Origin of the sequence: Flavobacterium sp. N502536, assembly GCF_025947345.1 — a bacterium.
GTDB lineage: Bacteria > Bacteroidota > Bacteroidia > Flavobacteriales > Flavobacteriaceae > Flavobacterium.
This window is the reverse complement of record NZ_CP110011.1, coordinates 945,531-960,605: the sequence shown is the minus strand read 5'-3', so window position 1 is coordinate 960,605 and position 15,075 is coordinate 945,531. Positions and strand designations below refer to the sequence as shown.

10 protein-coding genes and 1 pseudogene are annotated in these 15,075 nt (G+C 35.2%); all 11 read left to right on the top strand.

Annotated features, from left to right (window positions below):
• Positions 1-69: 69 nt before the first annotated feature.
• The 11 genes and pseudogenes from OLM61_RS04305 to OLM61_RS04255 all read left to right on the top strand — a co-directional run bounded on the left by OLM61_RS04305 (position 70) and on the right by OLM61_RS04255 (position 14,997).
• On the top strand, positions 70-2,178 hold the full coding sequence (locus OLM61_RS04305) for a TonB-dependent receptor plug domain-containing protein (RefSeq protein WP_264525249.1): 2,109 nt from the start codon (positions 70-72) through the stop codon (positions 2,176-2,178).
• Between the two features lie 19 nt (positions 2,179-2,197).
• Complete coding sequence (locus OLM61_RS04300; protein WP_264525248.1) at positions 2,198-3,280, top strand: HmuY family protein; 1,083 nt, start codon at positions 2,198-2,200, stop codon at positions 3,278-3,280.
• 398 nt (positions 3,281-3,678) lie between these two features.
• Positions 3,679-5,163, top strand: coding sequence for an SGNH/GDSL hydrolase family protein (locus OLM61_RS04295; protein WP_264525247.1), 1,485 nt, complete (start codon positions 3,679-3,681; stop codon positions 5,161-5,163).
• Entirely contained in the window at positions 5,156-6,577 is a 1,422-nt protein-coding gene (locus OLM61_RS04290) for a GDSL-type esterase/lipase family protein (RefSeq protein ID WP_264525246.1), read from the top strand. The genes OLM61_RS04295 and OLM61_RS04290 overlap by 8 nt, the downstream gene beginning before the upstream one ends.
• 1 nt (position 6,578) lies before the next feature.
• Positions 6,579-8,264 (top strand): MBOAT family O-acyltransferase, encoded by a 1,686-nt coding sequence (locus tag OLM61_RS04285; RefSeq protein WP_264525245.1) that lies wholly within the window; start codon positions 6,579-6,581, stop codon positions 8,262-8,264.
• A gap of 323 nt (positions 8,265-8,587) precedes the next feature.
• A complete protein-coding gene (gene ffh / locus OLM61_RS04280; RefSeq protein WP_264525244.1) occupies positions 8,588-9,940 on the top strand; it encodes a signal recognition particle protein in 1,353 nt (450 codons plus the stop codon).
• Positions 9,941-10,071: 131 nt separating this feature from the next.
• Positions 10,072-10,955: pseudogene (locus tag OLM61_RS04275) on the top strand (bifunctional 5,10-methylenetetrahydrofolate dehydrogenase/5,10-methenyltetrahydrofolate cyclohydrolase).
• 470 nt (positions 10,956-11,425) lie between these two features.
• Positions 11,426-12,049 (top strand): hypothetical protein, encoded by a 624-nt coding sequence (locus tag OLM61_RS04270; RefSeq protein ID WP_264525243.1) that lies wholly within the window; start codon positions 11,426-11,428, stop codon positions 12,047-12,049.
• An 8-nt stretch (positions 12,050-12,057) separates the two neighbouring features.
• Positions 12,058-12,348: a winged helix-turn-helix domain-containing protein gene (locus OLM61_RS04265; RefSeq protein WP_264525242.1), complete on the top strand. Its 291-nt coding sequence runs from the start codon at positions 12,058-12,060 to the stop codon at positions 12,346-12,348.
• Between the two features lie 144 nt (positions 12,349-12,492).
• Positions 12,493-13,878 (top strand): DUF4173 domain-containing protein, encoded by a 1,386-nt coding sequence (locus OLM61_RS04260; protein WP_264525241.1) that lies wholly within the window; start codon positions 12,493-12,495, stop codon positions 13,876-13,878.
• Positions 13,879-14,070: 192 nt separating this feature from the next.
• Entirely contained in the window at positions 14,071-14,997 is a 927-nt protein-coding gene (locus tag OLM61_RS04255) for a magnesium transporter CorA family protein (RefSeq protein ID WP_264525240.1), read from the top strand.
• Positions 14,998-15,075 lie beyond the last annotated feature (78 nt).

The window sequence follows — 15,075 nt, the reverse complement described above, 5'->3', positions numbered from 1 at the left end:
ATGGATTTAATTTAGAACAAATAAAAATAGTTTATATATTTGCGCCATTATTAAGAATGAATAAAAATAATGAAAATCAAATTTATCTTTTTTGCAGCTTTTCTTTTTTGTCAAATTTCTTTTGCACAGAAGAAGGATACCACGGCTGTAAATAAACTTTCTGAAGTGGTGGTTACCGGGCAGTTTGAACCACAGTCTATAAAAAAATCGGTGTTTAATGTTCGTGTGATTTCTAATAAAGACATACAAAATTTAGCAGCAAATAATTTAGCGGATGTTTTAAATCAGTATTTAAATATTACAGTAAGACCAAGTGGAACAAGCGGACGTTCAACAGTTTCTCTTTTCGGATTGGATGCTCAATATTTTAAAATTCTGGTAGACAATATTCCATTAGTTAATGAAGCGGGATTAGGTAACAATACTGATTTATCCCAAATCAATCTTAATGATGTTGATCATATTGAAATTGTAGAAGGTTCAATGGGAGTGGCGTATGGTGCCAATGCTGTGAGTGGAGTTTTGAATATCATTACCAAAAAATCTTCGAAGTACAAATGGGATATTAATGCCGCTGTACAGGAAGAAACTGTGGGCAAAGAATTTTCTGCTTTTGATAAAGGACGTCACATTCAATCATTACGTGTGGCACATACCTTCAATAAAAATTGGTTTGTAAGTGTTGGAGCAAATCGAAATGATTTTCAGGGATTTTTAAATGGCAGAAAAGGGAAAGATTATTCCGAGGCTGATTTTACACGCGGTTATAGCTGGCTGCCAAAAGACCAGTTGAATGGAACTGCTTTGATATCCTACCAAAAAGATAATTTTAGATTTTTCTACAAATTCGAATACTTAGATGAAAATGTAGATTTTTATAATAGTACAGTACAATCGAATTTCAGTCCTACTTTGGGATCTTATCGTTATGCCGACGATAAAAGATATTTTACCAATAGATACTTTCATAATTTGAATGCAAGTGGAACGTTATTCTCTCAATTGTATTATAATGTATCCCTTACGCATCAGAAACAGCAGCGTGAGGTAGAAGATTTCAGATACTATTTGTTTACTAAAACAGAAGACACGAATGTTAAAGTAAAAGACCAGTCGATGGAAGTGCTTTCGTCTACAGGAACTGTCAGTAATTTTTTCTCTGATAAAAAGGTCGATTTACAACTAGGTTATGAGTTTGTAAATAACAGAGGACTTTCGATAGTAGAAGCACAGGGTAATAATCTAAAAACTGTTTATAAAACAATTGAAAACTACGATTTTTTTGCCTCTTCAGAGATCATAGCCTCTGAACGATTTTCTATAAAACCCGGAATACGATTTTCGGCACAGTCTAAATTCAAAGATCAGTACGCATCATCTATTGCATTAAGATACTTATTTGATAAAGGATTGGAACTTAGAGGTTCTTATGGAAATGGTTATCGAACGCCAAACTTTGAAGAATTATATGCGAATCAAATTTTTGATGGACATTTTTTTGCTGCAAATGAAAATTTAATTCCCGAGACAAGTACTTCTTATGAAGTTAGTCTTAAGAAGTTTACCACATTTTCTTCCGGTTTACAGCTTTCCAATATGATTTCAGGAAGTTATATGGATGTTAACGATAGAATTGATATGGTATTTATAGGTAAAAATGACAATACAGGAACTCCTGAATATCAATACAAGAATATCAACAAATACAAAATGTGGAATTTTTCTGCAACCAATCAAATTAGAATAGATGGGTTGACAGTCAATGTTGGAGCTGCATTAATAGGTGTTTCGCAACTTATAGACAATCAGCAAATTGTTTCAGATGATTCATTTCTTTACTCCTTTAATTTAAATGCAAGTGCGTCTTATAATATTTCAAAATGGAAAACAATTATTTCCGGATATTATAAATACAATGGAAGAAGCCAACAATTCCTAGCTTCAGGTTCGGAATTCATATTGTCTACTATAGCACCGAGTAATTGGCTTGATGCCTCTATTCGAAAAAATCTTTTTAAAGACAAATTTGAAATAACAGCAGGAGCACGAAATATTTTGAATATAACAGATGTAAATCGAACCGGAACAAGTGGAGGGGCTCATTCAACATCTTCGAACTTAATGCTTGCTTACGGACGTTCTTACTTTTTAAAATTAGCATATAACCTTAATCTTTAAATATTAATACATAAATACAATGAAAAAACTTTTATTACTATCATTCGCTTTCTTATCACTTGCATCATGCTCAAGTGACGACGATACTCCGGTTGAAATCCCAACCGTTGGAGCAACTTTACAACCAGCAGTTGGAGGACCAAATCAACCAAATCAGGTTTACCTTGATTTAAGTGCTGCAGAATCTAAATCAGTAAACAGAGAATCTTGGGATTTTGGATTTTCAACAGGTGCTGATTTTAGAGTTGTATTGAACGGATCTGTTAAGATGGCAGTTAAAAAATTAGCTACATCAGATATTACAGTATCACAAACAATCGATGCTAATGTTTCAGTTGGAGCAGGTGAAACACTTGCATCAAACGGATATGTTGACAATCCAACTGGTGTTTTAGCTGGAGCCGGAGCAGGAATTGGAACTGCTATCGCTGAAGTTTCTGCAACGGATGCTGATAACAAAGTATATTTAGTTAATCTTGGATTTAAAGTTTCAACAGCAGTACCGGCAAAAGGGGCTGTAAGTGTTGACGGTGATGCAAGAGGATGGAAAAAAGTTAGAATCTTAAGAAGCGGAAACGGATACAAAATTCAATATGCTGATTTGACTTCTACTACATTTACAGAAAAAGTAATTTCAAAAGAAGCTGATTTTAACTTTACATTTTTCAGCTTAGCAACAGGAAATACAGTTTCTGTTGAGCCTCAAAAAGCAAAATGGGACTTAAACTTTACAGTATTTACTAACTATTTAAATATGGGTAGTGGTGAAGTGACGTACGGATACTCTGACTTTATTACAACAAATGCAAAATCTGGAACTCAGGTTTATCAGGTTGTAACTACGGCTGATGTAACTTATGCAAATTTCACAAAAGCAAATGTTGTTGAAACAAACTTCACACTTTCTAAAACAGATCAGAGAGTTATTGGATCTAACTGGAGAAGTGGTGGTGGACCAACTACTTTACCAAGTGTTAGAACAGATCGTTTTTATGTAGTTAAAGATGCTGCCGATAACTACTATAAAGTTAAATTCCTGGCGATGACAAACGAAGCAGGAATAAGAGGTTATGTTACTTTAGAGTACGCAATCTTGAAATAATAAGAAAATAAGAGACCTCGAATAATAAATTGTTCGAGGTTTTTTTTAAGCTGTAATTATCTGAATTCTTATTTTTTTAAAGGACTTTATTTCTATAAAATCCGTTCGGGAAGTGAAGAAATTAAAACAGGTAAAATTATAGTGCAATAAGAATACATTGAGTCAATTAAGCTCTGTTCACTTTAAAATTTAGTTAATCATTAGCTTTGTTTTTTTTATTTTTTTTTTGATAAAGAGGTTGGATTTATTCAGCCTCTTTTTTTTGTTTTATTTTAATGTTAAAAACAATCTATAAATTAATGTTTAATTCTATCTTTGCCCATACTTTTTTATAAGGAATTAGTAGGAATTTTGAATAGAAATTTTAACGAATCCTTTCTTCAAATTTATTATTACGAGTGAATACAAAATCTTATTTCTTTCAGTCTTTTGCAATTGTGGCATTGGCATTCATCGCTTTCATTGGATTTAAGCAAATCTTACCCGATAAAATTTTTTCGGATAGTAAAGTAAATTCTAAAAACGTACTTATCGATAGTCTGCTTTTGGAGTCAGTCGCAAATGATTCTCTGGAACAGCAAGGAGACAGTCTGACCGAAGACGAGAAAAAAGAAGCGAGAGAAAAAATCGTTTTTGATGCCTCAGAAGGAATTGAATTTCCATCTGAAACTTTCGATAACTATAAAGGATATCAATACCTGATTTCTTTTTACGAAAAATTATACCAGCTGGAAAAGAATCCGCAAGCCAAAGTCAGAATCGCTTATTACGGAGATTCTATGACCGATGGAGATTTAATTGTGCAGGATGTTCGTGTCAATTACCAGGAACGTTTTGGAGGTAGTGGAGTTGGTTTTGTTTCGATTAACTCAGAATCTGCTGCATCAAGAGGTTCTGTGAAATCGTCGTCTTCCAAAAACTGGAAAATGCAATCGTATCTGAACGTAAAACACCCAACAAGTCCTTTTGGAGTAAATGGCCACGTGTTTTTTGCAAATGATAAATCAAATACAACCTGGGTTCAGTATGAAGCCGGATTGAACAAACACGCGACAACTTTAGACAATCCAACATTGTATTATGGAAGGGGGTCTAAAAAAGGAAACGTGAACTTCATTATCGGAAGAGATACCTTGCGAAAAAGCCTTGTTCCAAACAATCTGATCAACACCCTAAAAGTAACTTCAGGAAGTATAAAAGGGTTTAAAGCTAATTTTATTCATTCCGATTCGATTCCAATCTATGGTTTTAACTTTGATAACGGAAGCGGAATCCATGTAGACAACTTCTCGCAAAGAGGGAACTCAGGTTTGCCAATTTCGATGTTTAATGCCAATGTGATGCAGGGATTCAATAACAGTCTGAAGTACGACCTGGTTATTTTGCATTACGGAACCAACGTTTTAAATTACGGAACCAAGAATTACAATTGGTACCAAAGAGGAATGACCAAAGCCGTGAATAAAATTAAGGAATCTTTTCCGGGAGTTTCTATTTTGATTATCTCGACGGCTGATAAATCGACCAAATACGATTTGGAAATGAAAACCGATTCAGCTGTTGTTCCTTTAATGAGAGCGCAAAAAAGATATGCACTTGAAACCGAATCCGGATTTGTGAATTTGTACACCTTAATGGGAGGTGACGGATCGATGGTGAAATGGGTAGATGAATCTCCGGCAAAAGCCAATAAAGATTACACCCACTTTAACCAGCGTGGCGCAAAAGCTATTGGTAAATTATTATACGATCAATTGAATAAAGGATACGAGCAATATAAAGTATTGCGAGTAAACAGAGAAGCTGATGCAACTAAACGGAAAGCAGTCAGGAAAACCAATACAGATTCCGTTGCTGTAAAAACAGATAGCGTAAATGAATAGACTAATTATTTTCTTTTGTTGTCTTTTTTTCTCAACAAACGATAAAACACCAAAGACAGATCCAATTCCAATTCCAAAAAATATGATTCATAAAGTCGATACAGCAGCTGTTGATTCTTTTTCGGGAGACAGAATCTATAATGCAGAAGTTTTGGTGCCGTTTTTTTTGAAATTAAAGTCGAACGAAACCCAAAATAGTCGAAAAATCAATGTGGTGCACGTTGGAGATTCTCATATCCAGAGTGATTTGATGACAAATGAGATTAGGAAAAACCTGCAACAAAAATTTGGTAACGCCGGTCGCGGGCTTGTTTTTCCGCATCAGCTGGCCAAGACAAACGGTTCTTACAACGAGCGGTTTCGTTCGAACAGAGGATGGGAAAGTTATCGAAACATTCACCCTTTCAAAAATGTTCCGGTTGGATTAAGCGGAATTGCACTTTGGAGAGACAATGGCGGTTTCGCCGTTGAGCTGAATGTTAAAGATCCGGCTTATAATTTTAATACCATTAAGATCATTACGCCTCACAATCAGAATATGTTTGATTTGGCAACCTCTTCTCAAATCAGAACGATTCAGTCTACAGAGCGTAAAGTAATCACGCATAAAATTAAAAAAGGAGAAGCTATTTCTACCATTGCGGATAAATACAATGTTTCGGTGGCCGATATCAGAAAAGACAATCATCTAAAGTCTAATAATATTCGCGCGGGACGAACATTGAAAATCAGAACCAACGAAACCAAGCCCAGAAATATCACGAGCTCTGAATTTGTTCCGTTAAATCTGGAATCCGATTCGTTTACTCATTATTATAATTCTGAAAAAACGCTGAATCGTATTTTTCTGCTTCCGAATAAAGAGGCTTCAAAGTATGAACTGAACGGGATAGTTTTAGAAAAAGACGCACCGGGTTTAATTTACAGCAGCATTGGAGTCAACGGAGCCAAGTTTTCAGATTATAACAAATACCCGTTGTTTTTTGAACAGTTAAAAGCACTGCATGCCGATCTTATGATTTTTTCGCTGGGAACAAACGAAAGCTACGATCATATGGAGGCATCGGCCTATATAAAGGAGTTACGCGATTTTATAAAAAATGTAAAAGAACAAAATAGTAATGTTTCTATCATTGTAATGACGCCGCCTCCCTCTTTACTCAAAGCCAGAAGACCCAATGTTTATGTCCGCGATTATGCAAAAAGTATCATTGAAATTGCAAAAACAGATGGTTTTGCAGTTTGGGATTTATACGATGAGCTTGGGGGCATGGATGGAATTCGGAGTTTAAAATCCTCAGGATTAATTGGGCCGGATTGGGTTCATTATTCTAAAAAAGGATACGAAAAACAAGGGAACTTGTTTACAGAAGCATTTTTAAAAGCATACGATAATTTTAAATTAAAGAATTAAGTTGATTACAATTGATAGCATAAATAATTGGTTTATTCAGAATTTTGGTGAAGTTACTTTAGAACAGGCCAAAAGTTGGTTTATATACAATCCTGAAGAAAAATTACTGTTTAATACCGGTTTGTTCTTGGGATTATTTCTCGTTTTTTATTTTGTGTATGCCTTTTTACGCAAAACATTTTATTTGAGATTAACATACGTTATTCTCTTTTCGCTTTTCTTTTATTACAAGTCAAGCGGGATTTACTTTTTACTGTTATTGCTTTCGTCCGTTGTTGATTATGGTCTGAGTCAGATTATTTACAGAGAAGCAAAAGACAGTACAAAGAAAATTTATCTGGTGATAAGTGTAATCCTGAATCTGGGATTGTTGGGGTATTTCAAATACATGAACTTCATGATTGTTACTTTCAATGATATGTTTCATGGGAATTACCAACTACATGATATTTTTCTTCCGGTTGGAATCTCCTTTTATACCTTCCAGTCGATGAGTTATATTATTGAGATTTATCGTGAAGAAATCAAGCCAACCAAAAACTATATCGAATACTTGTTTTTCGTTTCGTTTTTCCCGCAGCTGGTGGCAGGGCCAATCGTTAGGGCGAAAGACTTCCTGCCTCAGATTTATCAAAAATTAAATCTGACCAGAGAGGATGTAAACAATGCCTTGTTTTTGATTATTGGCGGATTGATTAAGAAAACCGTAATTTCAAATTACATCTCTATAAACTTCGTCGATCGTGTTTTTGATACACCGATGAATTATACGTCCTTCGAAAATTTAATGGCGTCTTATGGATATGCCATTCAAATTTATTGCGACTTTTCAGGATATTCAGACATGGCAATCGGAATCGCTTTGTTGTTAGGATTCAAACTGCCGGCCAACTTTAGAACACCTTATAAATCGACTTCTATTACAGATTTCTGGAGAAGATGGCATATTTCGTTATCGACCTGGCTGAAAGACTTTTTATATATTTCTATTGGTGGAAACCGTGAAGGAACATTTGCCGGATTTTTATTCCCGAGTTTATTCTTCTTTGGCTTATTGCTTTGGGGGATTTCAAATATAAACGAGAGCTTTATTCCGTTAGGGATAGCGATTGGTGCAATAGTGCTTTTCTGTCTGACATTTTTACTTTCGAAAAAGAAAAACCAAACGCTGGTAACCAACTTTAATTTGTTTACCACCATGCTTTTGGGCGGATTATGGCACGGAGCAGGAGCACAATTTATTGTTTGGGGAGCCTTACACGGTTTGGCATTAGCGGTTCATAAAATATTCATGGAGTTCTTCCCTTCCAAAAAAGAAGGCAAAGGTTCCGGGTTTTTGTGGAGATTCTTTTCGATCGTCATTACGTTTCATTTTGTGGTATTCTGTTGGATATTTTTCCGCGCCAGAGATTTTGAAACGGCTTTACAGGTAATCAATAACATTGGTCAGCTAACATTCGAACCGGAGAATTGGCAAGCCATCATATTAGGATATAAAAACGTGTTTTTATTGATGCTTTTCGGATACGTATGGCACTTCTTACCGGAAGTGATTACCTCGAAAATGAAATGGGCCTTTGATAATACACCACTGATTGGAAAAGCAATCGTACTAGGATTTGTATATTGGATTGTTTACGCAACAGCAGTTGCCGGTTCACAGCCGTTTATTTACTTCCAGTTTTAGAAAATAGGTTCAAAGGTTCAGAGGAACTAAGTTACAAAGGCGCAAAGGTTTAATCTTTGCGCCTTTTTTTGTTCTCGCAGATTTAGCAGATTGGGCAGATTCTTTCTTTAGATTAAGTATGCAAAAAAAATCAGCTAAATCAGCGGGAAAAAATAGTGCGACTTCGCGTCTCTTTGCAAGAAAAAAATCATAGCGAGCTTTGCGTAAAACTTTGCGCTCTTTGCGGTAAAATTAGCGTACACTTCAAGTTTAAATGTGATTAAATAAAAATTGCCTGAAATGTCTAATTAGATTATCTTTGCACTTCAAATAAAGAAAAAAGTATGTTTGATAATTTAAGCGATAAGTTAGATAAAGCCTTCCATATATTAAAAGGACACGGTAAAATTACAGAAGTAAACGTTGCCGATACTTTAAAAGAAGTTCGTCGTGCCTTACTTGATGCCGATGTTAACTTTAAAATTGCTAAAGATTTTACTACGAAAGTAAAAGAAAAAGCAATTGGTCAGGACGTTTTAACAACACTTCAGCCAGGACAATTGTTGGTGAAGTTGGTTAAAGATGAACTTACTGAATTAATGGGTGGTGATGTTGCCGGTGTAAATCTTTCCGGAAATCCTTCAGTTATTTTAATGTCAGGACTTCAGGGTTCGGGAAAAACGACCTTCTCAGGAAAACTGGCCAATTTCTTAAAGACGAAGAAAAACAAGAAACCTCTTTTAGTAGCGTGTGATATCTACCGTCCTGCGGCGATCAATCAGTTACATGTTGTGGGAGATCAAATAGGCGTTGAGGTTTACTCAGAGCCGGAAAATAAAAACCCTGTTGAAATTGCTCAAAACGCAATCAAACATGCTAAGGCAAACGGTTTTAATGTCGTGATTGTCGATACGGCAGGTCGTTTGGCAGTAGATCAGGAAATGATGGATGAAATTGCTCGTGTTCATAAAGCAATAGAGCCTCAGGAGACTTTGTTTGTTGTGGATGCCATGACAGGACAAGATGCTGTGAATACAGCCAAAGCCTTCAACGATATTCTGAATTTTGACGGAGTTATTTTAACAAAATTAGATGGTGATACACGTGGTGGAGCTGCAATTTCGATTAAATCGGTTGTAAACAAACCAATCAAATTTGTGGGTACAGGTGAGAAGATGGAAGCAATTGATGTTTTCTATCCGGATCGTATGGCCGAGCGTATCTTAGGTATGGGTGATGTTGTGTCGCTTGTAGAAAGAGCGCAGGAACAATTTGATGAAGAAGAAGCCAGAAAACTTCAAAAGAAAATCGCTAAAAACGAATTTGGTTTTGACGATTTCCTTACGCAGATTCAGCAAGTAAAGAAAATGGGTAATATGAAAGATCTGGTTGGAATGATACCGGGTGCTTCAAAAGCCATGAAAGATGTAGAGATTGAAGATGATGCATTTAAACATATTGAGGCCATCATTCACTCGATGACCCCAATAGAAAGAAGCAAACCTTCGATTATCGACGTAAAAAGAAAAGCCAGAATCGCTAAAGGTTCCGGAACCAAAGTCGAGCAGGTAAATCAGTTAATGAAGCAGTTCGACCAAATGAGCAAGATGATGAAGATGATGCAGGGTCCGGGTGGAAAAAATCTGATGAAGATGATGGGCGGAATGAAAGGAATGCCAGGCGGAATGCCGAGATAAAAATAAAAGTTTAAGGTTTAAAGTTTCAAGTAATACACTGGAATTTTAGACCTTAAATTTTTTAATTAAATTGATATAAGAGAAGTTTAGCTTCTCACATTTAACTTAGAACATTTAACTTTAAACACACAATGCAACTACTAGACGGTAAAAAAACAGCTGAAGACATTAAAAACGAAATTGCAGCCGAAGTTCAATCGATAAAAGATGCGGGAGGGAAAGTACCTCACCTGGCAGCGGTAATCGTTGGAACGGATGGAGCAAGTTTAACTTACGTAGGAAGTAAAGTAAGATCTTGCCAGCAAATAGGCTTTGATTCGACTTTGGTGAGTTTACCTGAAACAATTACTGAAGCTGAACTACTGGAAAAAATTAAAGAACTCAATGAAGATGATAACCTTGACGGTTTTATCGTGCAGTTACCTTTACCAAAACACATCAGCGAACAAAAGATTTTAATGGCCATCAATCCCGATAAAGATGTAGATGGTTTTCATCCTGCCAACTTCGGAAAAATGGCTTTAGAAATGGACAGCTTCATTCCTGCAACACCATTTGGAATCATGCAATTGCTAGAGCGTTACAACATTGAAACAGCAGGTAAACATACCGTTGTTATTGGTAGAAGCCATATCGTTGGTCGCCCAATGAGTCTTTTAATGAGCCGCAAAGGTAATCCGGAGATTCGACAGTTACACTAACGCACAGTCGTACCCAAAATATCGAAGAATACACCAGAAGTGCCGATATTATTATCACGGCATTAGGAGTTCCGAATTACTTAAAAGCCGATATGGTAAAAGAAGGAGTAGTAATAATCGACGTTGGAATTACAAGAGTAGAAGACGCTTCAAGTCCAAAAGGATATGTTATTACCGGTGATGTTGATTTTGATGGAGTAAGTAAAAAAGCATCATATATTACACCTGTTCCTGGTGGAGTAGGGCCAATGACAATCGCAATGTTGCTTAAAAATACACTTTTAGCAAGAAAGATGCGTAGTACAGAAAAATAAGAAATAAAAAAAACAAATTCCAAATTCCAAATTCCAAAACTCAAATTGGAATTTGGAATTTTTCTTTTGTAAGAAATAATCCGTGCTAATCCGCATTTTTGGAAAGCAAATCTGTTTCATCCGCGGGAATTATTTGAGCTTTATTGTTTCGTCGGGATTAGACAAAAGCACAGAATAAAAATAATCAAATTCCAAATTCCAAAAATCAGAATGGGATTTGGAATTTTTCTTTTAGAAGAAATAATCCGTGCTAATCCGTGTTTTTGCAAAGCAAATCTGTTTCATCCGCGGACAATGCTCAAGCCTTGTTTTTTTCTCGGGAATACATAAAGACATAGAAAAAAAATCTAACGGCCAGTTGGAATTTGGGTTTTTGCGATTTGGAATTTCTCCTTTAAATAAAATTTATTGAAAAATTTTCTTGTCAATTCAAATTATTATATAACTTTGTATCTCAAAGTACTTTATTTATGAATCAGAAGCACCAAGAAGATTTAGCACATATCCGTTCCATGATGGAGCGCTCTTCAAGATTTATATCGTTAAGCGGACTCTCAGGGGTATTTTCGGGACTTTCTGCTTTGATTGGTGGATTGTATGTATATCAATTATTTAAAGCAAAGAATCTCGAGTATTTTGGCGGAGGGTATGAACAAAACTATTCCTATTCTGCTGACCTGGTTTCAGAACTAGTCTCTATTGGCTTGATTATTTTAGTTGTTGCATTCTCTTTCGGACTACTTTTTACGGTTAGAAAAAGCCGAAAGTATGATTTGCCTATTTGGACTTCGGCAACTAAAAAGATGCTTTTTAACCTGGCGGTTCCATTATTGGCAGGCGGTATATTTTGTCTGGCATTAATTTACCATCAGATTTATGGCTTAATTGCACCGGCTACTTTAATTTTTTACGGACTGGCTTTGATAAATGCTGAAAAGTATACTTTTTCGGATATTAAATATCTGGGCTTCTGTGAGTTGTTTTTAGGATTTGTTTCTCTATTTTTTATTGGATATGGTTTGCTTTTTTGGATCATTGGATTTGGTATTTTGCATATCTTGTACGGATTAATAATGTTCAAAAAGTATAAATAATCCATTTCATGGGAATTATTGATAAACTAAATAAAGATTTTGAAAGCCGTGTCAGATTGGGGATAATGTCCATACTGATGGTCAACGAGTGGGTGGATTTTACGGAGATGAAAAGCCTCCTGAACATCACCGATGGAAATTTGGCGAGTCATTCCTCAGCGCTTGAGAAAGCAGAATATATTGAAGTAAAAAAAGAATTTGTGGGCAAAAAGCCTAAAACGTCTTATCAGGTAACTCCCAGAGGACGTGCGGCTTTCAAAGAGCATCTTTCTTATCTTGAAAAATTGATGAAATCGTAATAACGCTATTTTTTTATCCAAATACTTTGAAATGCAAAGTACTTTTAAATTTAAAATGATAAAATCGCCTTAAAAAAAAGTAAAACAAAATCAATAAAGAACGGGTGGTAACCTATTGAATACTATTAACTTAATGCAACACTTATGAAAAAACATCAAATTATCCCAGCTTGCAGTTTAATTTTTATACTGCTTTTTTACAATGAAGCAATGGGCGTTAACCTTGCTATTTTTGGCTTATTATTTATCGGACTGATCTGTTATTTTTTTCAGGACAGGTTTACCGAAAGATCACATTTGATTCTGGTAGTAACGTCGGTCTTATCTTGTCTGGCTTTTGCCTGGTACGGAGATTTTCCGTCATTTTTGGCACTTTCAATGTCCATTTTGTTTTTGCATTTCAGAACACAGGATCCGGAACTTAAAATAATTCAGATATTTCCGCTTGTGTTTTTAAATGCGTTTGCCACTTTAGGCCGTGTTTTTATGTTCAGCCAATGGCTTCCGGAACAAAAAATCCACAATAATTTCGCGAAAAAACTAGTGGCTTATGTTGTTATTCCCCTGATTTTTCTTGCCGTATTCTTTACTGCTTATTCTTTTGGGAGCGAGCATTTTTCGTCCCTGCTAACGGATTATACTTTAGATCTTAATCTTTTTGAGCTCATCGTGTTAGGAGTTTTAGGATTTTACATTTCATTTAGTTTTTGGAATTATTGGGTTCCCGAAATATGTTATGAAAAGAATCAACTTTTAGATAATGAATTTAACAACATCAGCGAAATCAAAAATCAGCAGACATTTTCGTTTCTGGATTTAGACTTTGAAAGAAAAAGCGGTGAGATTACATTAGTCTTATTAAATTTCATGCTGCTGGTTTTTATCATTACCTATAATTACGAGCAATTTTTTGAAACCGTTGAAGCTTCTAAACTCAGCTCAGCGACTCACGAAAGAGTAAATGCCGTAATCTTTTCGATTATTATGGCTGTCGGAGTGATACTGTTCTACTTTAAAGGAGGGTTTAATTTTGATAAAAAAGCGGCTCCTCTTAAAAAGCTGGCTAAAATATGGATTGCTTTAAACGGTGTTTTGATTGTCAGTACCATTATTAAAAACTCAGAGTATGTTTCATTCTTCGGGTTGACTTATAAAAGATTGGGGGTTTATGCTTTTCTGATTTTGGCGGTAATGGGTTTGATCTTTACATTTTTAAAAATCAGCCGACAAAAAACAAATGCCTATCTTTTCAATCAAATGGTTTGGTGCTTTTATGGAACCATACTGTTGTGCAGTTTTGTGAATTGGGGAAATCTTATTACAAACTATAATATCTCAGTAAATAAAGGAGTTGAGCCAAGGTTTTTAAGAAGTTTGCATTTTAATGATGAAAGCCGCAATGCTTACTTTTCAACCCTAAATATTGGGGGTGAAGGACAAGGTTATCTGGAAGAGAATCGTGTAGAAGACCATAAGAATGATCCTTTTCTGTCGAAAGCACTCTATTATGAGTTTGTGAATACTAAATAGTTTCTAAAACCGTCTTAATTATGGTATTAAGACGGTTTTTTAATGTCCAATTGTTTTTGGTTATAAAAATAAAGGATACTTTTGCAGCACTTAAAAAAAACTTCTCCAATGGACGATTATGATTCGTTAGTATTTAATTAAAGTAGCTTTTGAAGTTTTTCAAATTGCTACAATAACCCCTGCAATTTTGAAATGAAAGCCTTTTACAAAAACAACAACGGATTAATCGAGACTAAAGAATGGACTCCAAACTGCTGGATCAGTATTGAATCTCCGTCAGAAACTGAAAAAAAGTATTTACTGGACGAACTTCAAATTCCCGAAGCCTTTTATAATGATATTGAAGATATTGACGAAAGACCTCGTTTGGAGTCTGAAGATGGCTGGAATTTGTTTATCATGCGCGTACCAATAAAAAGCAACGACGTGAAACTTCCTTTTCAGACCGTTCCTATGGGGCTGATTTTTAAAGAAGATATTTGTGTGACCATCAGTTTTTATGAAACACAAATTATCTCCGATTTTGTACAATACAGCAAAAGAAAAAACATACTGATAAAAGACAACTTCGATTTAGTTTTAAGACTGTTATTGTCGTCAAGTGTCTGGTATTTGAAATATTTGAAGCAAATCAATCAAAAGATAAAACTAGCGGAGGATAATCTGGAGAAATCAATTAAAAATGAAGAATTACAGGCGCTTTTGCAAATCGAAAAGTGTTTGGTGTTTTTTATTACCTCCTTAAAAGGGAATGATGTTTTGTTTCATCGAATTAAAAATCTAAAAGCACACCGGGAGCATTTTGATCCTGATTTGCTGGAAGACGTAGATATCGAGTTAAGTCAGGCACAGGATACCGCTAATATTTACAGTAATATTTTGACGGGGATGATGGATGCTTATGCTTCGGTAATTTCGAATAACATGAATAATATTATGAAGCAAATGACTTCGATTTCTATTATTCTGATGATTCCTACTCTGATTGCCAGTTTGTATGGAATGAACGTGCCAAATGGCATGGAAGAAAGTAAATTTGGTTTTTGGATATTGCTTTTTGTATCTGTTATTTTGTCTTCCTGTGGGGCATTCCTATTTAAAAGAAGAAGATGGTTTTGATACAGTGTTGGCTATAAAAATACATAGCAGCATTGTTTTTGATATATAAAAAATACGAAAAAAGAAAAATCCCATTGG

Excerpts from the sequence above, each read along its gene's own strand:
- OLM61_RS04305 (WP_264525249.1), top strand. The coding sequence starts at position 70 with ATGAAAATCAAATTTATCTTTTTTGCAGCTTTTCTTTTTTGTCAAATT.
- OLM61_RS04300 (WP_264525248.1), top strand. The coding sequence starts at position 2,198 with ATGAAAAAACTTTTATTACTATCATTCGCTTTCTTATCACTTGCATCA.
- OLM61_RS04290 (WP_264525246.1), top strand. The coding sequence starts at position 5,156 with ATGAATAGACTAATTATTTTCTTTTGTTGTCTTTTTTTCTCAACAAAC.
- ffh (WP_264525244.1), top strand. The coding sequence starts at position 8,588 with ATGTTTGATAATTTAAGCGATAAGTTAGATAAAGCCTTCCATATATTA.
- OLM61_RS04270 (WP_264525243.1), top strand. The coding sequence starts at position 11,426 with ATGAATCAGAAGCACCAAGAAGATTTAGCACATATCCGTTCCATGATG.
- OLM61_RS04265 (WP_264525242.1), top strand. The coding sequence starts at position 12,058 with ATGGGAATTATTGATAAACTAAATAAAGATTTTGAAAGCCGTGTCAGA.
- OLM61_RS04260 (WP_264525241.1), top strand. The coding sequence starts at position 12,493 with ATGAAAAAACATCAAATTATCCCAGCTTGCAGTTTAATTTTTATACTG.
- OLM61_RS04255 (WP_264525240.1), top strand. The coding sequence starts at position 14,071 with ATGAAAGCCTTTTACAAAAACAACAACGGATTAATCGAGACTAAAGAA.